Origin of the sequence: Gottfriedia acidiceleris (assembly GCF_036421055.1) — a bacterium.
GTDB lineage: Bacteria > Bacillota > Bacilli > Bacillales > Bacillaceae_G > Gottfriedia > Gottfriedia acidiceleris_C.
Genome location: NZ_JAZGQS010000001.1, coordinates 483,915 through 507,742 on the forward strand (window position 1 = coordinate 483,915; position 23,828 = coordinate 507,742).

A 23,828-nucleotide genomic window follows, 5' to 3' on the forward strand; every position below is an offset into this window, starting at 1 on the left:
TACCTACTGAACTAACACTACATTAATTGAACAAAAATAGCAGCCATAGGCTGCTATTTTATTAAATTAATAACTACGTCTATTTTAAATTACTTAACTAGTTGATTAACAAGATTTTTAAATCGTAATAAAAGGAGTACTTTGGGAATGATTTTAACTTAATCAGACTTTATGCTGGAGATTTCATTGCTTTCTTTACAATCCGTTTGTTTTTTGACATTCCATTAGTTTTAAAGTAAGTAAACAAGAAACTACCTAGTATAACGATTATGCTCCCAAGTCCTTGAACCCAAGTCATATTTTCATCTAATAAGAAAAACGCTAAAATGGCTGTGAAAATTGGATTGAAGTTTAGGAAAATACCTGCTGAAGTTGCGCCGATTTTTTGGACACCAATATTCCAAAAGAGCATACATAAGACAGTCGAAATAATACCAGTATATAAAATTGAGACAATAAATGAGCCATTTATTTTTTCAAGCGTAAAATTTGTGAGATTAAAAGGGATAATTACAACGAGTCCAATTATACCTGAGTAAAGTGTAGATAGCATTGGTGAAATAAGCCTTGTTGCCCATCTACTACAAACCGAATAGATTCCCCAAATGCATACAGCAATGACCATCCATAAATCACCTAAATTCAATTTCATTGAGAATAGTAGATTCATATCTCCTTTTGAAAGAACAAGAATAACTCCAAAGAACGAAATAACCATAGAAAATATTTGTAAAAAGTTCATTCTTTCTTTTAAAAAGAAAGATGAAAATACAGCAATGGAGATTGTATTAAGGGTTGAAATTAATCCAACGTTCGTTGCAGATGTCTTTTCCAATGCCATAAATTGAAAAAGATTAAATAGAACAACACCTGTTACTCCCATCATGAAAAGTGGAAGAATAGCTTTACGTGGAGGTAAAATCTTCTTTTCTTTCCACCATACTATCGGTAATAATACGATAATTGCAATTCCCCATCTGAGAGTCGTCAAGGTCATTGGAGAAGCATGACCAACAAGGGATTTTCCAACGACAAAATTTCCTCCCCATAAAAAACTTGTTAATAATAATAACAGTATATAAAAGATTGGCATATCTAACCCCCCAGTTCACTGTCCTTAAGGTTGAAAAAAGTTTACACAGTGATTTCTTACTATTTTTAAAATAGTTTAACATAATTGTTTATTTTACCGTAGATTATTTTGTATAATGTTATAAATACAAAATAATATTAATTAAATGCATTGTTATAAAGAATATAATTCATTTTATATGTTGGATCCAATGCATTTTCCGAATAATTGAAAGGGAGTAGATAATAGTGGAATACCAAGGAAATAAAGTGTTAGATGAAGTAGATCTTAAAATTTTAGATAAACTACAAAAGGAAAGTCAAATAAGTAATACGGAACTAGCGCGACACGTGAATTTGTCACCACCAGCTACACATGCAAGAGTTAAACGATTAGAAAATGAAGGATACATCGATCGGCAAGTTGCGATCTTAAATCAAGAAAAGCTAGGATTTGACTTACTTTGTTTTATTTTTATCAATACCAATATCCATCAAGCTGATAAATTAGAAGTGTTAGAGAAAGAATTAAAATCTATGCCTCAAGTTTTAGAGTGTCACTTACTAACTGGAGAGTACGACTATCTATTAAAAGTTGCGAACAGAGAACGAAAGGAATTAGAGAACTTTATTCGGAAGTTAAATCAACTAGGAATTACAAGAATTCAAACAAGTTTAGCTTTAAGAGAAATAAAAAATTCTACTGTATTGCCGTTATGTGAAAATGGAAAATAATATATTTTATAAACCTTAGACCATTAGGGGATGTATTGTATGAAGTAGAGGAAATTCAAAAACGAACAGGGTTAGATGATGTAGACGGTGGTTATTCAAGTGAACTTACTCATATAAAAATTAGATCTGAGTTTTACTATCCTAAATCAGCAATTGATAAATGTTAATAAAGGTAGATTTCATAACATCCATTAATTTTGTAAATATAATAGTTGAATTATCGTATCCTTACAAAGGAAGAAATTATTAATGATTAGCGAAGTAATTTTCAAAAATTAAATCTTTTTTTAATTTAATTACCATACAATAGTAGGAGGAGTATAAGCTGCATCAATGCGGCTTTTTCTATTTGCATTAAAGAGATAGAAAATAAAATCACTAATTCGTTTATTTATGGCGTGAATCCAATGGGAAAACATGATTTATTTCTTTAGTGCAAATATGAGTAAGGGTGTTATATCATTTTTTTGCTTGAAGTGTATTTACTTCCTATTGGGAGATGATCGTAAGCAAAACAAATGAAAGGATGTTTTGAATGAAAAAAAAAGCATTCGTCACCATTCCATTTTGTATTGTACTTTCGATCTTAATTGCTACATCGTTTGTGCTAACTTCAAAGAAACCACCTGTCCCTTACATCCTAAAACCTCAACAATTAGCTGAAACGACAAAGCCAGCGGTTGTTCGAATTGTTGATTATGCAATTGTGAAATGGACGATTACTTTAGATGATAAACGCGTAACGAGTGTCTTGAAGAAATGGGATTATAAAACTGAACTGGACGGTTTTGGTTCTGGCGCTATCATTAATTCGGACGGCTATATTGTAACAAATGCTCATGTTCTCATTTATTCTCATCAATTGTCCGATCATGATATTGTTTCTGATGCATTTACAATTCTTGTGGATGATGTTGCAACGGAAAATAATTGGACGCACAAATATACGGATGCGTATTTGAAACAGTATACTAGTTACGAAATCGTCCAAAAAGGCGTCGACGTCTACTTACCGACTGTAGATAATCCTATAAGTGCAGTCGTCAAAAGGTATCAACAACCTACCGATCATGGCAAAGATATAGCCCTTTTAAAAATCGGTGGCTCCAATTATCCTACGATTCCCCTTGGAAACAGTGATTCCATTCAAGATCAAGACAATATTTGGGTGATTGGTTACCCAGCTGCGGCAGATTCTGAATTGCTATCCATGCATAGTTATGTAATCCCCACGATGAATAAAGGGCAAATTTCAGCGATCTCAAAAACTACATTAGCAGGTAGCCCGGTCCTTCAAATCAATGCCGCATCGACTCATGGAAATAGTGGTGGACCCATCATCAACAACAAAGGACAATTGATTGGTTTACTCACCTTCCGAGGAGATACGGTGAATGATCAAGAAGTGCAAGGATTTCATTTTGCGGTACCTGTAAACACGTTGAAAAAAGTTGTCAATAAAGCAGATGTATTTGAAACAAAAAGCCAAACAGATAAATTGTTCAAAGAAGGGTTAACGTTCTACTGTGCTGGCTATTACAAAGATGCACTGTCAAAATTTGAAGCAGTCCAACAAATCTATCCGAATCATCCAGAAGTAAAACGGTACATTCATGAATCGAAACAAAAAATGAGCTCGAGCAAAACACTTTGGACTGATTACAAAACGAGTTTTTACATTCAAGATATTGTCGCAAGTATATTAATCCTCATCCTTCTTCTTTACACTTTTAGTAATAACAACAAACCAACATCAATTACCAAAACTAGTCCATCATCAAAAGATAATGGTACCGACTAAAAGTGCTCCAAAATTAGCGTTGTAAACATCATAAATAATGAATAGTTTATTTGAATAGTGCTTCATAATGAATAAAACGGCTCCATTTTGTTTATCGTAGGTTGCAATTGGAACTAATAAGAGGGATCTAAAATCCTACCCAAACCAATTGTAGAGCTACAAACAAAAGGAGCCGTATAAATGAAGAATGGACAATAACATATTAGTTTAAACATTTCAAAAGTTTTTTGTAATTGGATTTACCTTGAAATAGAGGATTTAAAAAATGTGAATTTCAATAAATGGATCGTAATCAAAACGAAAATAGTAAGCAAATAATCTAGTAAATATGAATATGGATAAAAAGTAACATAAAAAATTTAAATTAAACTTAATATTGAATATTCAGAAATTTTCTTGTATTATCAAATTAACAAACATACCGACTGGTTAGTATCTAAACGTTTGTTTAAAAATGAAGCGAAAGTTTTGAGCAAAGATTTGAGCTTTATAAAATAAATACTAATTTTAGGAGGATTTGAAATGCACGTAAAAGAGTTATTTGATTTAACTGGGAAAGTAGCAATCGTAACTGGTGGCGGACGAGGTCTAGGTGAACAAATTGCGAAAGGATTCGCTGAAGCAGGTGCAAATGTTGTACTTTGTTCTCGAAATGTGGAAGCGTGCCAGGAAATTAGTGAAGAATTGAAAAATTTAGGTGTAGAATCTTTTGCATTGAAGTGTGATGTAACAAACAAAGAGGATGTGCAAAGAATTGTTAACGAAACGAAAGAAAAATTTGGCCGAATTGATATTTTAGTAAACAATAGTGGCGCTTCTTGGGGAGCACCAGCTGAAGAAATGCCATTAGAGGCATGGAATAAAGTAATGAATGTTAATGTTACCGGCACGTTTTTAATGTCTCAAGCAGTAGGGAAAATCATGTTAGCACAAAAATCCGGAAAAATTATTAATATTGCTTCGATTGCTGGTTTAGTGGGAACGAATCCAAACGTAATGAATGCTGTTGGTTATAGTGCAAGTAAAGGTGCAGTAATCAGTTTTACAAAAGATTTAGCTGCGAAATGGGGTTCAAGTGGCATTTATGTAAATGCATTAGCTCCTGGATTTTTCCCGACAAAAATGTCAAAAGATGTTATTTCCCACGGAACAGATGAAATATTAGAATCTATACCACTTAAGAAATTTGGAAATGAAGACGAGTTAAAAGGTGCAGCTTTATTTTTAGCAGCGCCAGCTTCGAACTATGTAACTGGGTCAGTACTAGTTGTTGATGGTGGAACATCGATCGTTTAATGTTTAAACATCTAATCAAAAAGGAGTTTTGTAAATGGGCAAACTTCATCTTTTGATGAAAAAAGAAGAAATTGATGATCAAAAACTTAACGATGAAAAGATAGTAGTCGTTTTTGATGTATTGCTAGCTACTTCAACGATTACAGCGGCATTAGCCTTTGGTGCTAAAGAGGTTATACCTGTAATGAATGGACAAGAGGCAATTCTTTTCACAAATAAAAATTTGGACAAAGACTATCTATTAATAGGTGAATATGAAGGGAATACAATTGAAGGTTTTCTATCCCCTAACCCACTAACGTTAAAGAAAATTGTTTCTGATCAGTCAGTCGTTTTATCAACAACGAATGGAACAGTGGCTTTAAAAAATTCTCAAAAAGCAAAAAGAGTATACGCTGCATCGATTTTGAATGCAAATGCAGTTGCAAATCACTTAAAACAATCCTACAGAGATGAGTCTGTTCTATTAATCTGTTCGGGGTCGTCAGGACAATTTAATATGGAGGACTTTTATGGAGCAGGTTATTTTATTGATTGCTTAGTAGATCAATCATGTCCTTTCGATTTATCCGATGCAGCTAAGTCTGCCCATTATTTTTACTTAGGATTGAAAGAAAAATGTAATGAGATTTTAGCTGAATCGACTGTTGGTAAAATGTTAATTCGTTATGGCTTTGAAGAGGAATTAAAATTTGTTTCTAGTAAAAGTATTTTTAATGTTGTACCAATATTTGCAGATGGTAGCGTAATGAATGTTAATTGTTCAAAGGAAACTATTTGAATATTGCTCTATTAAACAATGGAACTTGTTTAACAAAAACTAGTTGAAAGGGATGATTGAATGGATTTTTTATATTCGCAAAAAAGTAAAGAGCTTCAATTAAAATTAACAAAATTTATGGAAACTTATGTTTATCCTAATGAGCGAATATATGAGCAACAGCTAAATGCACAAGATACTCGGTGGAGTGATGTACCTCCGATTATGGAAGAATTAAAACAAAAAGCAAAACAAGTAGGTTTATGGAATTTATTTTTACCTGAAAGTGACCTAGGAGCAGGATTAACGAATTTAGAATACGCTCCATTATGCGAAATTATGGGCCGATCTATGATTGGACCGGAAGTGTTTAATTGTAGTGCACCAGATACTGGGAATATGGAAGTTTTAGAAAGATATGGTACGAAAGAGCAGAAGGAAAATTGGTTGGTACCACTTTTAAATGGTGAAATTCGCTCATGCTTTTCAATGACAGAGCCTGAGGTCGCTTCCTCTGATGCAACAAATATTGAAGCGAGTATTAAAAGAGAAGGTGATTATTATATCATCAATGGTCGAAAATGGTGGTCATCAGGAGCGGGGGATCCTAGATGTAAAATTGCTATATTTATGGGAAAAACGAACCCCGATGCACCTAAGTATGAACAGCAATCTATGATTCTAGTCCCGCTAAATACACCTGGCGTAAAAATTGAAAGGGTATTACCAGTATTCGGTTATGATCATGCGCCGCATGGACATGCAGAAATTACGTTTACTAATGTAAAAGTTCCTGCAAGCAATATTTTATGGGGAGAAGGGAAAGGATTTGCGATTGCACAAGGTAGACTTGGTCCAGGACGAATTCACCATTGTATGAGATTAATTGGTGCTGCCGAACGGGCACTCGAAGAAATGTGTAAGCGTGTTCAAAATCGAGCTGCATTTGGTAAGCCGATTGCAAATCAAGGCGTGGTTCAAGAGTGGATTGCTAATTCAAGAATAGAAATAGAGCAAGCTAGATTACTAACCTTAAAGGCTGCATATATGATGGACACTGTTGGTAATAAAGAGGCGAAAGCAGAAATTGCAATGATAAAAGTTGTCGCGCCTTCAATGGCTTTACGAGTAATTGATCGAGCTATTCAAGCTTTTGGAGCTGCAGGTGTATCTGATGATTATACATTAGCTGCTCAATGGGCAAATGCCAGAACATTAAGATTAGCTGATGGTCCAGATGAAGTACATCGAGCGCAGTTAGCAAGATTAGAATTAAAAAAACATGCTTCAGAAAATAAATTCTCAACCATAAAAAGTTAATTCAAATTAATTACAGATTGAGAGTGGGTCGAAATGAGACTAAAAGATAAAGTCGCAGTTATTACAGGCGGAGGTAGTGGGATCGGGCGTGCAACTGCTATCCGCTTCGCAAAAGAGGGAGCAAAAATTGTCATTGCAGACATTAATGAAGATACTAGTGAAGAAACGCTAGGTTTCATAAAAGAACAAAATCTAGGAGCTATTTTCATTAAAACGAATGTCGCCGAAAGCAAGAGCATTCAAAATTTGATGAAGCGAGCTGTTGAACATTTTGGTAGAATTGATATTTTGTTTAATAATGCTGGAATAGGGAACTCCGAAGTAAGAAGTGTGGACTTAGCAGAGGAGGAGTGGGATCAGGTAATGGATATTAATCTAAAAAGTGTATTTTTAGGTATAAAATATGCAATTCCTGAGCTGAAAAAATCTGGCAATGGTGTGATTATAAATACAGCTAGTTTACTAGGATTAAAAGGAAGGAAATATGTAAGTGCTTACAATGCTTCTAAAGGTGGAGTAGTCTTATTAACTCAAAATGCAGCATTGGAGTACGGAAAATATAATATTCGAGTAAATGCAATTGCTCCAGGAATAATCGATACAAATATTATTAAGGAATGGAAAAATGATGAAAGAAAGTGGCCGATTTTATCCCGTTCAAATGCACTTGGTAGAATAGGGACCCCTGATGAAGTCGCATCTGCTGCACTATTTTTAGCATCTGATGAAGCATCGTTCGTGACTGGAGCAACGTTATCAGTTGATGGTGGAGGATTAATATTCTAATTTATTAGATTTGAAAAGTTGTTTAAAACAATATTCATAATCAGAAATGGAGAGTTATGTATGTCAACTAATAAAGTTTGGTTAGCTCACTATCCTGAATATATTGCAAAAGAACTATCAATTCCGACAAAATCAATACCAGAAATGTTTAACGAAACAGCAGAAAACTATCCTAATCATTCTTGTCTATCATTTTATGGTAAAAAAAATACTTATAAAGAAGTACAGTCGGCAGTAAAGAAATTTGCTTCTGCTTTACAAAAAAATGGCGTTCAAAAAGGTGACCGTGTAGCAATCATGCTTCCAAATTGTCCACAATATGTTATTTCGTATTATGGCATTCTAACTGTAGGTGGTATCGTAACCCAAATCAATCCAATGTCTGTTGAAAGGGAACTAAAGGAATTATTAAATGACTCAGGAACTGAAACAATCGTTGTATTAAACAGTTTGTACCCTACAGTAAAACCGTTAATTGAAGAAACAAATTTACGGAAAATTATAGTAGTAAATTTAACAGGTACAGAAGAAAGTTATGAAGAAGCTATATCATTTGGCTGCTTTTTGCAAAGTGGAAATCTAGATTTAAAGCCAGTTACCATTGATTCTCATGATGATGTTGCAATACTTCAATATACTGGTGGAACAACTGGCCGTTCAAAAGGAGTCATGCTAACCCACCGAAATTTATACGCAAATATTATGCAGCAAGGAGAATTTTTTAAAGGCGCATTCAATCCTGGTTATGAGCGGGTCTTATCGATCATACCGTTTTTCCATGTTTATGGAATGACCGTATGTATTAATTTAAGTGTTTTTATGGCAAACGAAATGATCATCCTTCCACGTTTTGACATTGAAGAAGTTTTAACTACGATAAAAAATGAACAACCTACGTTATTTCCAGGGGTTCCAACAATGTATATTGCTTTAATAAATCATCCTGATTCAAAAAAATATGGGATTGATGCAATTAAGCTTTGTAATAGTGGCAGTGCACCTATGCCAGTAGAACTCATGAAGCAATTCGAAAAAAAGACAGGTGCTACTATTTTAGAAGGCTATGGATTATCTGAAGCATCCCCAACTACACATAGTAATCCTGCATTTGCAGCAAGAAAGCCTGGTACTGTAGGAATTCCTTATCCATCTACTGATTCAAAAATCGTTGACTTAGCTAGCGGATTAGAGGAAGTTCCAGTAGGTGAAATTGGAGAATTAATAATAAAGGGACCTCAAGTGATGAAAGGTTATTGGAATTTGCCAGAAGAAACGGCAAATACAATTAGAGATGGATGGCTATATACTGGTGATATTGCGAGCGTCGATGAGGATGGATATGTCTCAATTTTAGATCGAAAAAAGGATATGATTATAGCAAGTGGTTTTAATGTCTATCCACGTGAAATCGAAGAAGTAATTTATGAGCATCCATCCGTAAAAGAGGCTGTTGTAATAGGTGTACCCGACTCTTATAGAGGCGAAACAGTTAAAGCAGTGATTGTACTTAAAGAAGATAATCATATTACCCTAGAAGAAATAAATGAATACTGCAAAAATCATTTAGCGACATATAAAGTTCCACGAATAATCGAATTCCGTAGTGAACTACCTAAAACGAATGTTGGCAAAATATTAAGAAGGGCAATTAGAGAAGAAGAAAGTGCTATCTATCAAGAGTAATGGAAAGAAAAATCTCCTGTGGGATATGTGGGAAGACTTCAGACCCCTAAAAGGAACGAACGAGATGAAGAGGCTCAGGGAATCTCGCCCCACAAAAAAGCGAGCATCCTGCAGTGGTCATCAACCACACATACTTATTTATAAACAGTAATAAATTAGAATGATAAAACCATCCTTGTACTATGATATAATTCAATTGAATTTTTAAGATTGCGAGGACATCTAATGAAACAAAAAATAAAGGAACACTCTATACAGCTATTTGATAAAAAAGGATTTACAAGTACATCCATCCAAGATATCGTCGAATCGATCGGAGTGACAAAAGGAACTTTTTACTACTATTATACAAGCAAAGAACAACTTCTTATGGAAATTCACCTTCAATTTATTGATGAAGTATTAAATGAGCAGGAAGAAGTTATTAATGATTCAAATAAAAGCTTTTCAGATAAGCTATTTGAAGTCATTTATTTAAGCTTAATGGACATTAAAAAACAAGGTCCAAGTGCAAAGGTATTTTATCGTGAAATGAGACATTTAAATCCTGAAAGTTTAACAGAAATTAAGGCAAAAAGGGATTTATACAGATTTAATATTGAAAAACTTCTTAATGAAGGAATTAAAAATGGTGATTTACGATCAGATTTAGACGTTCCAATCGTTTCATTCGGTATTTTAGGTGTTATGAACTGGAGTTATGAATGGTATAACGCAGAAGGACAAAAAAATGCATTTGAAATAGCGAAGACATTCCAAGAAATGATCTTAAAAGGGATTAAAGTAGGAGAGTAATTGATTGTCTCCTTCTTCTTTACATACCAACTAGTTAGTATTGGTAAATGCAAAATAATTAATAAAGGTAGGTTGTTTTATGGAAAAATTCACCGTTACCCCTAGATTTTGTGAAACCGATGCATTAGGTCATATAAACAACACTAGTTACTTTATTTATTTAGAAGAAGCGCGAATTAAATTCTTCCAATCGCTTGGCTATTCTATGAATCTAGATGATTGGAAGTTTATTCTAGCTTCTACAAAATGTGATTTTGTGAATCAAGGTCACTTTAATCAAAATTTATCAGTATCGACTTATATTTCAAAAATAGGAAATAAAAGCTTTCATCTCGAACATGACATTTGTTGTGAAGAGACAAATCGAATGATTGCTAAAGGTAATGCGATTATCGTATTTTTTAATTTTAAAGAACAGCATAGTGAAGTACTGCCTGAGTTATTTAGAGAACAGCTAGAAAGACATTTAGTTGTAAAATAAACTGAATTTTCAAAAGTTAAGGAGGGGGAATATGGCTGAAAAGGTAGAATTGGAAACGATTTTAGTTCGCAAAGGTGAAGAGTTAAATCCTCATGTTTTACATAAATTTTTAGCAAAAAATATTGATAATCTTCCAGATGGAGAATTAACGATTCGTCAGTTCTCAGCGGGTCATTCAAACTTAACCTATCTACTAAAAATTAAGGAATGGGAAGTTGTGTTAAGACGACCGCCACTTGGCCCAGTTGCTCCAAAAGCACACGATATGAAAAGAGAATTTCGTATTTTATCAGAAATACATCCACACTTTTCGGCTGCACCTAAGCCAATTTTATTTTCTGAAAATGAAGAAATTGTAGGTAGTCCATTTTTTATAATGGAAAGAAAAAATGGTGAAGTATTTGACTCATCATTTCCTCCACATTTAAACGTAACAATTGAAGATCGTAAAAGATTATCTACTGTAATGGTAAATAAGCTGGTTGAGTTACACTCCATTGATTATAAAAAAACAAACCTCCTAGAAATAACAAAACCGGAGAATTTTATGGAAAGACAGGTTAACGGCTGGATTGCACGTTATAACAGGGCAAAGACTAATGAAATTGCCGAGGTTGATTATCTAATGAGTTGGTTAATCAATAATGTACCAAAAAATCATCACTCATCTATCATTCATTATGATTTTAAATTGAATAATTCGATGTTTAGTCATGATTTAAAAGAAATGATTGGACTATTTGATTGGGAAATGGCAACAATTGGTGATCCATTAGCTGATTTAGGTGTCGCATTATGCTATTGGATTCAAAATAATGATCCAGATTTATTAAAATTTGGATTGGGTAAACCACCTGTTACGATTCAAGAAGGATTTATTACAAGAAATCAATTTATTGAGGCATATGCAAAGAAAAGTGGCAGAGATTTATCAAACATTCATTATTACATGGCTTTCGCCTATTTTAAATTAGCAGTAATTGTTCAACAAATCTTTTATCGATATAAAGCTGGACAAACAACTGATGAACGTTTTGCAAAGTTTGACCAATTTGCAGAAAATTTGATTAGGATTGCCAACGAAATAGCAGTTAAGTAGATTCATATAAAAGGGGTGTATTAAATGAGTAAACAGCATTTATTAGAAGAAGTTAATGAGCGAATTTTAACTTTAACGTTAAATAGGCCCGAAAGTCTAAATTCTTTTAGTTATGAAATGTTAAATGGTATAACTGAAGCGCTTAATCATGCAAAACTGGATCCGGAAATTAAAGCAATTGTACTAAACGGTGCAGGTCGTTCATTTTCAACAGGTGGAGATGTAAAAACAATGGGAAACGTCACTCCAAATGCAGTATATGAACATATAGGAATCTTAAATACAGTTATTAAAACGATTCGTGAAATCGAAAAGCCTGTAATTGCTTCAGTTCATGGATTTGCAGCTGGTGCTGGTTTTAACTTGGCTTTAGCATGCGATTTAATCATAGCAGCAGACAATAGTAAATTTGCATTAAGCTTCTCTCAAGTAGGATTAATCTCAGATGGAGGCGGTTCATATTTTCTACCAAGATTAATCGGTCCATATTTAGCAAAGCAGTTTTTCTTTACTGCAGAGCCAGTTTCTGCCGAAAGAATGTATCAGCTAGGTATGATTAACACACTCGTGCCACCTGAAAATTTAGCTGAAGAAACAGTAAAATTAGCAAATATTGTAGCGGCAGGACCTGGAAAAGCAAATGGAATGATGAAAAAATTAATTAATCAATCTTTTACATCAACATTAGATGAAATGCTAGAACTTGAAAGAATTACCCAACCATTAATGGTAGTAACTGAAGACCATCTGGAAGGTGTTGCTGCATTTAAAGAAAAAAGAAAAGCGATTTTTACTGGTAAATAAAAAACTGAAAGGAAGTTTACGATGCAATCAATTCAATTTAAACAATTTGGTGGTCCTGAGGTATTAGAAAAGGTCGAGCTTGAAAGACCCGTTCCAAAGGGGAAAGAAGTATTAATTGAAGTGCATGCAGCTGGTGTTAATTATGCTGATACAGCCCGAAGAGAAAATCAATATGTAGTCAAAACTACTTTGCCATATGTACCTGGTGCTGAGGTTGCTGGAGTGGTAGTGGAAATTGGAGATGAGGTTACTTCAGTAAAAATTGGTGATCGAGTTGTTTCAATGTTGGAATGTGGTGGATACTCTGATTTTGCCTTGACAGATGAGCGTTCGATTATTCCGTTACCGAGCGAAATGGATTTTAAAATAGCCGCTGCATTACCCGTCCAAGGATTAAGTGCTTACCATATTTTAAAAACAATGGGAATGTTAGAACCAGGAGAAACTGTCTTAGTTCATGCGGCAGCAGGTGGTCTAGGTACGTTAGCAGTGCAATTAGCGAAGCTTTTTGGAGCCGGTAAAGTAATTGCTACAGCAAGTACAGTCGAAAAATTACAGCTAGCAAAAGAGATGGGCGCAGACGTTTTAATCAATTATACAGAAGAAGGCTGGCATCAAAAAGTACTTGAAGCTACAAACGGAAAAGGTGTAGATGTTGCCTTAGAAATGGCAGGTGGCGATGTTTTTTATAAAACGTTAGATTGCTTAGCTTATTTTGGAAGATTAGTTATTTATGGTGTAGCAAGTGGCCAGCAAAGTAAGTTCTACCCATCTTCTTTAATGGCTAAAAATCAATCAGTAATTGGGTTTTTCTTACCTCCTCTTTTGAGAAAAAAGGCATTAATTAAACAAAGCTTAGAAGAGTTATTTACTTATTTAGCTGAAGGGAAATTAACGATCACGATTGGAGAAGTATTTCCATTAAGTGAAGCAGCAAACGTCCATACGATCTTGCAATCAAGAAAAACGGTTGGAAAAGTGATTTTAGAGCCAAGAAAATAATGAATTTTTGATAGGAATAACTTTGATCAGATGAAATGGGGGAAATTTAAATGCATTTACGCCTGACTGACGAACAAAAAATGATCCAAAAAACAATTCGAAAATTTGTTGAAAAAGAATTAATCCCTTTAGAAAATGAAGTACTTAGAAATGAGCGTGAAGGTAGACAAAGCTTAGATCCAGCACTTGAAAAGGAACTTCAATTAAAAGCAAAAAAAGCTGGTTTCTGGGGAATTAATACACCAACTGAATATGGTGGTGCTGATTTAGGCCAAATGATGTTAGCAATTATTTATATGGAAATTTCAAAAACATTCGTTCCTTTTAAATTTGGTGGTTATGCGGATAATATTTTATTTTATTGTAACGAAGAGCAAAAAAAGAAATACCTTATTCCTACAATTAATGGTGAGAAAAAATCATGTTTTGCCATGACAGAACCTAATGCTGGCTCTGATACTCAAAACATTAAAATGACTGCTAAAAAGGATGGGAATGAGTGGGTTTTAAACGGTGAGAAAACATTTATTACAGGTGGAAACGAAGCGGATTTTGTAATGGTTATTGCAATTACGGATAAAGAAAGACATCAAAAAACTGGTGGAAGGGATGGTGTAACTTGTTTTATCGTTGACCGGGATATGGGTTGGAAATCTGAATTTATTCATACGATGGGTGAATGGGGACCAGCTGGTTTAGTATTTGATAATGTCCGTGTGCCTGAAGAAAATATTTTAGGTGAATTAAATGGTGGATATAATTTAGGACTTGAATGGATCGGCTTTGCAAGATGGATTGTAGGGGCCACTGCAGTTGGAGCTGCTGAACGTTTATTACAAATGGCCATTGACTATTCCAAAGAAAGGGAAACATTCGGAAAACCAATCGCCGAACGACAGGCAATACAATGGCAAATAGCGGATTCTGCTGTTGAAATAGAAGCAGCCAAATGGCTTGTATTAAATGCAGCATATACACTCGATCAAGGTGAAGACAATAGACATCTAGCATCAATGGCGAAACTATATGGTTCGAATATGGGAAATCGAGTTGTTGATCGCGTACTTCAAATTCATGGTGGAATCGGATATACAAAAGAACTTCCTATTGAAAGATGGTACCGTGAAGCAAGATTATGGAGAATATACGACGGAACTGATGAAATCCAACGCTTAATCATTTCACGCAATTTACTAAAAGGACATGTTAAATTAGGACAATACGTTTAAAAGATGGGAGAGAGGAATATGGCTGGTAGATTTGAAGGTAGAGTAGCCTTTGTAACAGGTGGTAGTCGAGGAATCGGAAAAGGAATTGTCGAATTATTTGCAAAAGAAGGAGCAAAAGTAGCCATTATTGATGTAAATGAAGAAGCACTATCACAAATTGCTGCTGAATTTAAGCAATATGAAATCTACACTAAAATTGCAAACGTTACTAACTCCAATGAAGTTGAATCTGCTATGAAAGAGGTATATGATACATTTGGTTCAATAGATATTGTAGTCAATAATGCTGGTGTTATTCGCGATAATTTATTATTTAAAATGACAGATTCGGATTGGGATACTGTTATGGATGTGCACTTGAAAGGATCATTTAATGTTGTACGTGCTGCACAAGGCTATATGGTTAAACAAAAATATGGTAGAATTATTAATATTTCTTCAACATCTGCACTTGGGAACCGTGGCCAATCAAACTATGCAACTGCAAAGGCCGGTTTACAAGGTCTAACGAAAACACTTGCAATAGAACTTGGTAAATATGGAATCACATCTAACGCTGTGGCACCAGGGTTTATCGAAACTGAAATGACAAAGGAAACAGCAAATCGTATCGGTATTACTTTCGAACAACTTGTTGAGGCAAGTTTAAGCCAAATCCCAGCTGGAAGAACAGGTAAACCTGAGGATATTGCAAATGCAGTTGCATTCTTTGCTGATGAAAAGTCTTCTTATGTAAATGGGCAAGTTTTATATGTTGCAGGTGGACCAAAAGCTTAAAAAAATGAGGTGTATTAAATGTTTAAATCGTTTATTGGTAAACGCTCTAAACCAGTAAAAAATACTGTAGAACGTGGTGCTGTGAAAAAATTTGCTGAAGCAATTGGTGATTTGCATCCAATTTATGTTGACGAGGAGTACGGAAGACAAACTAGATATGGACAAAATATTGCTCCGACAACATTTCCAAGAGTCTTTGACTATGGGAAAATAGAGAATTTTAACCTACCTAATGTTGGCCTAATTCATGGTGAGCAAACATTTGACTATAAAAGGCCACTTTTAGTTGGTGAAACCATAAATTGTTTCACAGAAATTAAGGATTATTATGAAAAACGTGGTGGTCATGGGTTTATGGGGTTTCTAGTACTTTCAGATAACGGAGAAGATCAAGAAGGCAATATTATATTTACTGCAAAATCGGTTGTTATTATAACTGATGAGGTTAGGAAGGTGCTAACGGTATGACGTTATTATTAGATTTACAAATTGGCGATTCGTTGAAACCAGTCATACTTAAACCTGTATCTCGAATTGATTTAATAAAATACGCTGGAGCATCAGGTGATTACAATCCTATTCATACAATTGATGAAGAAGCAAAAAAAGCTGGTTTGCCCGGGATTATTGCACATGGCATGTGGACAATGGGGAATTTAGCAAAGCTTTTTTCAGATTATTTAGAAGTCGGATTTATTGAAAATTACTCCATAAGATTTAAGAATATGGTATTTCTAAATGATGTTATCACATTAAATTCTTCACTTGATAAGGCTGATGAAAACATACTACATTTTAAAGTGAATGCAAAAAATCAGAACGATGTAACGGTTATTACTGGTAAAATTTTATTTAAATTATATGAATAATACTAAATCTAATTGGGACTTCTAAAAGGAGTCCCTTTTGTATTTTACAAATTTCAACTTAGATTAATGTTAATTTTACATTAAATAGGATTTGGAAACAGAGGATTTACACATAATAGTAAAAAACGAAATAGGTGAGAAAATGGATCTTTCATTTGATAAATTATTAGAGCAATTTGATTTGAAAAAAAATGAACACCAAAAAAATTTGCATAAGGTTAACAAAAGAATAGATGAAATTGAGTCTCATATGGAAGAAATTAAAAAGCAATTACATAATTTTGACCATCAAATTATTAAGATAGAAAAAGAAATAAAAACTACACTATCAATGATTAGCAGTGAAAATGAATCAAGCTCACACCACGATCTAGATCATAATAAAAAACATCACGAGCATCATGAACAGAAAGAGCAGAACAGACATCAAAAGCACCACGAAGGTCATGAACGCCATCCTGACCACCATAATTGGGCTGAAAATCTAATACATAATGTAGAGGAATTTTCAGCAAGTATATTTGAGCCTAAACACGAAAGTCATCATGAACAGAAAAAACATCATGAGGTTGAACACCATCAAAAACAAGATCATCAAGAACATCATGAGGTTGAACACCATCAAAAACAAGATCATCAAGAACATCATGAGGTTGAACACCATCAAAAACAAGATCATCAAGACCATCATGAAGTTGAACACCATCAAAAACAAGATCATCAAGAACATGAACATTTCGAGGAAAAACAACATAACTCAAGAGTAGCTAATAGGAAAAAGTATAATAATAATATAGAAAATTTAAACCAGTATTCTGCAAGTACTTTGGATGAAAGTCAATCGAGCGGCATAATAACTGGATTAACGAGTTTTAATGAAAAAAATTATTCGGAATTATCATCTGATTTTATAAATCATAATGAAAATTATAATGAAAATCATCACCAACATAACGATTATGGTAAAGTCACAAATGAAAAGAAAACATCAGAACAATTATTAGAAACGGATTTTTCTGATTTATCAATTGATGATTGGGAGGACTCTACTACGAACTTATCAATGTCGGAATGGTTTGAAGTTGACCCTAATGATAAAAGATAAAATCAATTGATCTAATTAATTGATGTTGGTGCGAAGTCGCTATCCATTCAAATAAATGAGCCAGACTGAGTCTTGAGATGCAAGAACATATCTGAAAATCAAATTTTAGTACATTGTCTACACACTAAAATGCATTACTTCCAAAAAGAGAAGTAATGCATTTTTGCTTTTTAGAGGAAATACTCTCTGATTTGGTGAATTTATGAAGAGAATACTTTAGCTAGTTATGCATTTTTTAACTATGAAGCTTCATAAAGATATAAAATTGAGATTAAATAGTAGAGATAATATAGTGGGGGCGATAATGTTATTCCAGGAGGTTATTTTGGTCGTTGTATGGGCTTTGTAAAAAATTGTGATCAAGTTAATTAGTCAAAAAAGAAAATAGATAGGAGTTTATATGTCTAAGAAAACAATAGTATTTACCGGTGGTGGCTCTGCGGGGCATGTAACACCAAATATCGCTATTATAAATGAGTTAAATAAAAATGATTGGGATATCCATTATATTGGGTCTAAAAAAGGTATTGAAAAGGAACTAATAAATAAAATTGAATTACCTTATTACGGGATTTCAAGTGGAAAATTAAGACGATATATAGATTTTGAAAATATTATTGATCTGTTTCGCGTCATAAAAGGTTGTCTAGACGCAAGAAAAGTTTTAAAAAAAATAAAGCCGAGTTTAGTTTTTTCAAAGGGTGGCTTTGTTTCAGTACCAGTAATCATTGCAGCTAGCACATTAAAAATTCCAATTTTTATACATGAAAGTGATATGACACCAGGACTTGCAAATAAAATTTCCCAGCGATTTGCTACAAAAATTTTCACATCATTTGAAGAAGCAAAAAATTATTTTCCAAAAAATAAAACAACAGTAATTGGTTCACCTATAAGAAAAGAACTATTAAATGGCTCAAGGGAAAAAGGCTTAGAATTCCTTAATTTTAAAAACTATATTCCAATAATAACTATTATGGGTGGAAGTTTAGGAGCAAAGAAAATCAATGAAACTGTTAGAGGATCATTACAGGAACTGACGAAAAAGTATCAGATTGTCCACTTATGTGGTAAAGGGAATGTTGATGAAAGTTTAAAAAAGATTGATGGATATAAGCAATTTGAATATGTTCATGATGAGCTAGCAGACGTATTGGCCGCATCTCAAATGATAATCACAAGAGGTGGCTCGAATGCAATATTTGAATTTTTAGCGCTACATAAACCAATGTTAATCATCCCACTTACGAAAAATCAAAGTAGGGGAGACCAAATATTAAATGCAAATTCTTTTAAAGAAAAAGGTTTTGCACTAATGATGGAAGAAGAAGATTTAACGAATAAATCTCTTCAAGAATCAATAGAAGAACTTCAAATTAAAAGAGACTTATTCATTACAAAAATGAAATCATCAAATCAAAGTAAAGCACTTGATCTACTTCTTGATGAAATAAATAAAAATTGATTGGATTAAAGCATTCTTCTAAATAAAGGAAGAAATGCTTTTTTGTTGAATACCTCTAAAGGGACTAAGAGAATTAATGTAAGAAGAAGGTGGAAAATTTGATGACAGAAAAACAATTAAACGAAATTAACATTTTACAAGATACATGCGAAAAATTTGATGAAATAACATTAAAGTTAAACTGGGAAATGTTAAGGAATCGAAGAAAAGATGTAAAAGAAGATTTCTTTTACTATGAAGATAATCAATTAGTAGGATTTTTAGCAACATACTATTTTGGAGAAAAAGTTGAAATCTGCGGCATGGTTCATCCAGATTATCGAAGAAAAGGAATCTTTTCAAGTTTGTTAAATGAAGCTTTGAATTCAATAGCACAAACCAGTACCATTTTATTAAATGCTCCTGAAGCTTCAGCATCGGCGAAAGAATTTATTCGAAATCAAAAAAATTGTACCTATTCTTTTTCTGAATATCAAATGGTTTGGAAAAACCAAGAGGTAAATGAAATTACACCAATCGTTAAATTCACGAAAGCAAAGCAATTAGATTTCGCATTTATTTCGAATTTAGATGTTGTATGTTTTGGATTTGAAAATAGCGATGCAGAGAAGTACAATCAACGCATCTTAAATGAACCAGATCGTGATTTATATATAATAGAAGTAAATGATAAAAAAATAGGTAAAATGAGTTTACTTCGTGAAAATAATGAGAGTTGGATTTATGGATTTGCAATACTTCCAGAATACCAAGGTAGGGGATATGGAAAAAATGCATTACTTCAAACCATTCAAAAAGAAAACGAGATTGGAAACGAAATTCATTTAGAAGTTGCTCTTGAAAATAGTAACGCGAAAAAGTTATATATCGATTGTGGATTTAGGCAATATAACACTCAAGATTATTATAAAATCTACCAATAATTAGTAAGGGGCAGTCTGTTTTTTTAGATAGCCTCTTTTTTACGTATTAATAATTTTATCATTATGAAAATATCTATGTTACACTAGAAATGGATTAATTGGTAAAGGGTGAAAGTTTTGGAAAAAATAAGAGGTTTTGAAGTAGCAAAGGGATTTGAAAATTGTGGTGTGAATCTTCCGAAAAGAGCAACGACTCATGCAGCTGGTTATGATATTGAATGTATTGAAGAAACAATTATCAATCCAAACGAAATCAAACTTGTTGGTACAGGATTAAAAGCGTATATGCAAAAAGACGAATTTTTAGCATTATTTGTACGCTCGTCTACACCGTTAAAGAAAGGTTTAATGAAGGGAAATGGGGTAGGTGTTATTGATTCTGATTACTACAGCAACCCTTCAAACGATGGCCATATCATGATGCAATTAATAAATGTATCAAAGGAGCCAGTTATCATTCAAAAAGGTGAGAGAATTGGACAAGCTGTTTTTCAAAAGTTCTTATTAGCTGACGATGATTTCGCAGGAGAAGAACGAGTAAGTGGATTTGGAAGTACTGGCAAATAATATGCAGAAATTAAAAAGAACTCGAGCAAATCGAGTTCTTTTTGTTTTGTAATTAGTCTAACATTTTTGCAAGTTTTGGTGATAAAGCAAGTAGTACTAAACCTAAACCAACTGCTAATCCGCCGATGTAAAGGTAAATTTCAAGCATACCTAATGTTGCAGTCATTGCAGCTAATTTACCAGCAAGAAGGTTAGCAAAGAAACTTGATGATAACCATACACCCATTAATAATGATGCAAGTTTAACTGGTGCATAACGAGATACTGCAGATAATCCTACTGGTGATAATACTAATTCACCGATTGTATGGAAGAAATAAGTTAAGATCATAAACATCATATTAGCTTTTACAGTAATATGATTTGGATCAGAACCAGTTTTTAAAACTGCGATAATAGTAAATGTAAATCCGATACCTAGCAAGATAATACCCATTGCCATTTTTGCAGGTACACTAATGTTTTTATTTTTTTGAGCTAGTTTAATCCAAATTGTAGATAAAACTGGAGCAAAAAGGATAATAAATAATGGGTTTACAGATTGGAACCATGTTGATGGAACATTAAATGATCCAATTGATAAATCAATAAAACGATCTGTGTATAATGTTAATGAAGAACCAGCTTGTTCGAATCCAGCCCAGAAAAATACTACGAATGCTGCAAGAATAAAAATAACAGTCGTACGTTGTTTTTCTTTTTTAGTTAAAGGAATGCTTTTATCAACAGCGTTGTTAGATTCTTTTAATGCTTTCACATTAGGTTTAGTACCTAAATCACCTAAATATTTTTTAGCTAAAATATTGAAAATGATTTGACCAATAATCATACCAATTGCAGCTGCTAGGAAACCGAATCGGTAACCATATAAATCATCAGCTTTTCCAGCTCCATTAGCATTGAAAAATAATGATTGTGCAATATAACCAGTTACAAGTGGAGCAAATAAAGCACCTAAGTTAATACCCATATAGAAAATTGTAAAAGCACCATCACGACGTGGGTCATCTTTTTCGTATAATTCACCAACAAGTGTTGAGATATTTGGTTTGAAAAATCCATTACCAATAATTAATAAAATTAATCCAATATATAAACCAGTTGTTGAGTTTATTCCAAATAATGTAATATTACCAATTGCCATAATTATACCACCAAGGGTAATAGCAAATCGTTTCGCAATAAAGTTATCAGTTAACCAACCACCAATGATTGGAGTGAAATATACAAGTCCAGTAAACAATCCATAAAGTTGTAGTGCCCAAGCATCTTTAAATCCAAGTCCACCTTGAACTACTGAAGTTGTTAAATAAAGAACTAAAAGTGCACGCATTCCATAATAACTAAAGCGCTCCCAAGCCTCTGTTGCAAATAGTAAGTAAAGGCCAGGTGGGTGTTTCGTTTTTTGATTTTGCTCGTTTGATGAAACGTTTTGTTTTGCTGCTACGCTCATTCAAAATTCCTCCCTCATAAGTGCTATTCTGTGTAATATTCTGTATGAATATTTATTGTCGTCAATTCATATACTATTCTGTCAATTTACTGTAAAAAATAATTTCCGAATTCAACAAATTTCGACAATTTAGGTTAAAAAAAAATTCTAACTTTTTTCATCAGAACAATCTACTAAATTTATATCTAGATCCTCTAAAAATAACTTAGGACCAATTTACTATTTTAGTATAACACACAACAGCGTATTTCTGTAAAGTTTTTTATATTGTCAGACAAATCTTGAAACACTGATTTTATTTTTAAATTAGTATTTTAAGACTTAGTCGATTGACCTGTATTAGTACAGTCTAATCAAAAAGACCTATATCTAAATAATAATAAATTTTTGAAATATTTCAAGGGTTTTTATAATTTTTTACTTTAATATTAAAAAAGTTTAATAAAACAAAAGAATGAGAATTGTCAAAAAATGTCGAAATATAATATAGAATGTTTTGTCCTTTTTTAATATTCAATTAATTCATATGGACGATTTTCTAAAATTTGGATATACTAAAAGTACTATATATGAAACGGAGTGATGAATATGGGAAAGTTAATTAATTTAGTTCAGAAGAAGGTAAATAGTAGAGGACAAAAAATGGAGTAAATCTTCATTATTGTCCTTATATAATTGGAGGACAAAATGAATTTAAAACAATTAGGTTGGAACGAAGTGTTCGGAGAAAAAGATCAAAATACTGTAGTTGCAAGAGTCATATCTGAGCAAAGACAAATTTATAAATTGCATGATGGAGAAAATGAACTAACTGGTGAAGTTTCTGGGAAATTTCAATTCCAAGCAAAAGTAAAAAGTGATTATCCTTCAGTTGGAGATTGGGTTGTAATTGAACCGTTAAAAGGTGAAAACAAAGCAATTATTCAAAAGGTATTGCCTAGAATAAGTCAATTTTCAAGGCAATCTGCAGGAGAAAAAACTGAAGAACAAATAGTAGCTGCTAATATAGATTACGTGTTCTTAGTAATGGCATTAAATAACGATTTTAATATAAGAAGATTAGAACGATATTTACTTGTTGCCTACGATAGTGGAGCAAGTCCAATTATCATTTTAACAAAAAAGGATTTATGCACTGACCTTCCAGCAAAAATTGCAGCAGTTGAAGAAATTGCATTTGGTGTACCCATTTATTCTGTAAATAGTACAAATGGAGAAGGGATTGAAGAACTGAAACAGCTCATAACATCCGGGAAGACTGTTTCCTTACTTGGTTCTTCAGGTGTTGGTAAATCTACATTACTAAACGCGTTAATCGGTGAAATTATACAAATAACCGGGGACGTACGTGAAGGTGACGATCGCGGTAAACATACAACAACACACCGCGAATTATTTTTCTTACCATCTGGCGGAATGGTCATCGATACACCTGGTATGCGAGAGTTACAGCTTTGGGGTGGAGAAGAGCATATAAGCTCGACATTTACAGATGTCGAAGAATTAGCGAAATCATGTAAATTCTCTGACTGTACTCATGCAAACGAACCAGGTTGTGCGGTCAACCTGGCAATCGAAAACGGCGAACTAGATCAACAAAGACTCACAAGCTATCGTAAATTAATGAGAGAATTAGCGTATGCAGAACGTAAACAAGATGCATCACTAGCTAGACAAGAAAGAGATAAGTGGAAAAAAATTAGTAAAATGATGAATACTAAGTCTTATAAATAAAGGAGAAGAGTATTTATACTCTTCTTTTTCTTTTGAAAATTAGTGATGATTATAGGGTTCATGAGTAAGGAAA

At 33.3% G+C, this 23,828-nt stretch carries 24 protein-coding genes; 22 read left to right on the forward strand and 2 right to left on the reverse strand.

Translation table 11 applies throughout. From position 1 onward, the window contains the following. Positions 1 to 169 precede the first annotated feature (169 nt). Positions 170 to 1,093, reverse strand: coding sequence for a DMT family transporter (locus tag RAH41_RS02315; protein ID WP_331220316.1), 924 nt, complete (start codon positions 1,091 to 1,093; stop codon positions 170 to 172). Between the two features lie 227 nt (positions 1,094 to 1,320). Between RAH41_RS02315 and RAH41_RS02320 the strand changes: the two genes are divergently transcribed. From RAH41_RS02320 to RAH41_RS02420, 21 genes are all read left to right on the forward strand, one after another. Further along, positions 1,321 to 1,806 carry an Lrp/AsnC family transcriptional regulator gene (locus RAH41_RS02320; protein ID WP_331220318.1) on the forward strand — a complete coding sequence of 162 codons (486 nt, stop codon included), beginning with the start codon at positions 1,321 to 1,323 and terminating at the stop codon, positions 1,804 to 1,806. A 35-nt stretch (positions 1,807 to 1,841) separates the two neighbouring features. Beyond that, on the forward strand, positions 1,842 to 1,973 hold the full coding sequence (locus RAH41_RS02325; RefSeq protein WP_331220320.1) for a hypothetical protein: 132 nt from the start codon (positions 1,842 to 1,844) through the stop codon (positions 1,971 to 1,973). Between the two features lie 437 nt (positions 1,974 to 2,410). After that, complete coding sequence (locus RAH41_RS02330; protein WP_331220322.1) at positions 2,411 to 3,607, forward strand: serine protease; 1,197 nt, start codon at positions 2,411 to 2,413, stop codon at positions 3,605 to 3,607. 522 nt (positions 3,608 to 4,129) lie between these two features. Further along, positions 4,130 to 4,903, forward strand: coding sequence for an SDR family oxidoreductase (locus tag RAH41_RS02335; protein WP_331220323.1), 774 nt, complete (start codon positions 4,130 to 4,132; stop codon positions 4,901 to 4,903). A gap of 34 nt (positions 4,904 to 4,937) precedes the next feature. Then, positions 4,938 to 5,684, forward strand: coding sequence for a 2-phosphosulfolactate phosphatase (locus tag RAH41_RS02340; protein ID WP_331220324.1), 747 nt, complete (start codon positions 4,938 to 4,940; stop codon positions 5,682 to 5,684). 60 nt (positions 5,685 to 5,744) lie between these two features. Further along, positions 5,745 to 6,983: an acyl-CoA dehydrogenase gene (locus tag RAH41_RS02345; protein WP_331220325.1), complete on the forward strand. Its 1,239-nt coding sequence runs from the start codon at positions 5,745 to 5,747 to the stop codon at positions 6,981 to 6,983. A gap of 33 nt (positions 6,984 to 7,016) precedes the next feature. Beyond that, a complete protein-coding gene (locus tag RAH41_RS02350; protein WP_331220327.1) occupies positions 7,017 to 7,769 on the forward strand; it encodes a glucose 1-dehydrogenase in 753 nt (250 codons plus the stop codon). Between the two features lie 60 nt (positions 7,770 to 7,829). Then, the gene (locus RAH41_RS02355; RefSeq protein WP_331220329.1) at positions 7,830 to 9,452 is read left to right on the forward strand and encodes a long-chain fatty acid--CoA ligase; all 1,623 of its coding nucleotides are present in this window, start codon (positions 7,830 to 7,832) and stop codon (positions 9,450 to 9,452) included. Positions 9,453 to 9,677: 225 nt separating this feature from the next. Continuing rightward, positions 9,678 to 10,247 (forward strand): TetR/AcrR family transcriptional regulator, encoded by a 570-nt coding sequence (locus tag RAH41_RS02360; RefSeq protein ID WP_331220330.1) that lies wholly within the window; start codon positions 9,678 to 9,680, stop codon positions 10,245 to 10,247. A gap of 79 nt (positions 10,248 to 10,326) precedes the next feature. Beyond that, a complete protein-coding gene (locus tag RAH41_RS02365; RefSeq protein ID WP_331220331.1) occupies positions 10,327 to 10,728 on the forward strand; it encodes a thioesterase family protein in 402 nt (133 codons plus the stop codon). Between the two features lie 31 nt (positions 10,729 to 10,759). Next, positions 10,760 to 11,827: a phosphotransferase family protein gene (locus RAH41_RS02370; RefSeq protein ID WP_331220333.1), complete on the forward strand. Its 1,068-nt coding sequence runs from the start codon at positions 10,760 to 10,762 to the stop codon at positions 11,825 to 11,827. A gap of 24 nt (positions 11,828 to 11,851) precedes the next feature. Beyond that, entirely contained in the window at positions 11,852 to 12,631 is a 780-nt protein-coding gene (locus RAH41_RS02375; protein WP_331220334.1) for an enoyl-CoA hydratase, read from the forward strand. Between the two features lie 21 nt (positions 12,632 to 12,652). Next, the gene (locus RAH41_RS02380; RefSeq protein WP_331220335.1) at positions 12,653 to 13,633 is read left to right on the forward strand and encodes an NADPH:quinone oxidoreductase family protein; all 981 of its coding nucleotides are present in this window, start codon (positions 12,653 to 12,655) and stop codon (positions 13,631 to 13,633) included. A gap of 50 nt (positions 13,634 to 13,683) precedes the next feature. Then, the gene (locus RAH41_RS02385) at positions 13,684 to 14,862 is read left to right on the forward strand and encodes an acyl-CoA dehydrogenase family protein (protein ID WP_331220336.1); all 1,179 of its coding nucleotides are present in this window, start codon (positions 13,684 to 13,686) and stop codon (positions 14,860 to 14,862) included. A gap of 18 nt (positions 14,863 to 14,880) precedes the next feature. Beyond that, positions 14,881 to 15,639: a 3-oxoacyl-ACP reductase FabG gene (gene fabG, locus RAH41_RS02390; protein ID WP_331220337.1), complete on the forward strand. Its 759-nt coding sequence runs from the start codon at positions 14,881 to 14,883 to the stop codon at positions 15,637 to 15,639. 18 nt (positions 15,640 to 15,657) lie between these two features. After that, positions 15,658 to 16,107 carry a MaoC family dehydratase N-terminal domain-containing protein gene (locus tag RAH41_RS02395; protein ID WP_331220338.1) on the forward strand — a complete coding sequence of 150 codons (450 nt, stop codon included), beginning with the start codon at positions 15,658 to 15,660 and terminating at the stop codon, positions 16,105 to 16,107. Then, entirely contained in the window at positions 16,104 to 16,508 is a 405-nt protein-coding gene (locus RAH41_RS02400) for a MaoC/PaaZ C-terminal domain-containing protein (protein ID WP_331220340.1), read from the forward strand. The genes RAH41_RS02395 and RAH41_RS02400 overlap by 4 nt, the downstream gene beginning before the upstream one ends. A 142-nt stretch (positions 16,509 to 16,650) precedes the next feature. After that, entirely contained in the window at positions 16,651 to 17,613 is a 963-nt protein-coding gene (locus RAH41_RS02405) for a hypothetical protein (protein WP_331220341.1), read from the forward strand. Between the two features lie 400 nt (positions 17,614 to 18,013). Then, the gene (locus RAH41_RS02410) at positions 18,014 to 19,078 is read left to right on the forward strand and encodes an undecaprenyldiphospho-muramoylpentapeptide beta-N-acetylglucosaminyltransferase (protein ID WP_331220342.1); all 1,065 of its coding nucleotides are present in this window, start codon (positions 18,014 to 18,016) and stop codon (positions 19,076 to 19,078) included. A 101-nt stretch (positions 19,079 to 19,179) separates the two neighbouring features. Further along, positions 19,180 to 20,001, forward strand: coding sequence for a GNAT family N-acetyltransferase (locus RAH41_RS02415; protein WP_331220343.1), 822 nt, complete (start codon positions 19,180 to 19,182; stop codon positions 19,999 to 20,001). 117 nt (positions 20,002 to 20,118) lie between these two features. After that, complete coding sequence (locus RAH41_RS02420) at positions 20,119 to 20,568, forward strand: dCTP deaminase domain-containing protein (RefSeq protein WP_069032426.1); 450 nt, start codon at positions 20,119 to 20,121, stop codon at positions 20,566 to 20,568. Between the two features lie 52 nt (positions 20,569 to 20,620). On the opposite strand, the gene RAH41_RS02425 is transcribed toward RAH41_RS02420, so the two are convergent. Then, a complete protein-coding gene (locus RAH41_RS02425; RefSeq protein ID WP_331220344.1) occupies positions 20,621 to 22,021 on the reverse strand; it encodes a peptide MFS transporter in 1,401 nt (466 codons plus the stop codon). A 687-nt stretch (positions 22,022 to 22,708) separates the two neighbouring features. Here RAH41_RS02425 and rsgA point away from each other — a divergent pair. Further along, on the forward strand, positions 22,709 to 23,755 hold the full coding sequence (rsgA, locus tag RAH41_RS02430) for a ribosome small subunit-dependent GTPase A (protein ID WP_331220345.1): 1,047 nt from the start codon (positions 22,709 to 22,711) through the stop codon (positions 23,753 to 23,755). Positions 23,756 to 23,828 lie beyond the last annotated feature (73 nt).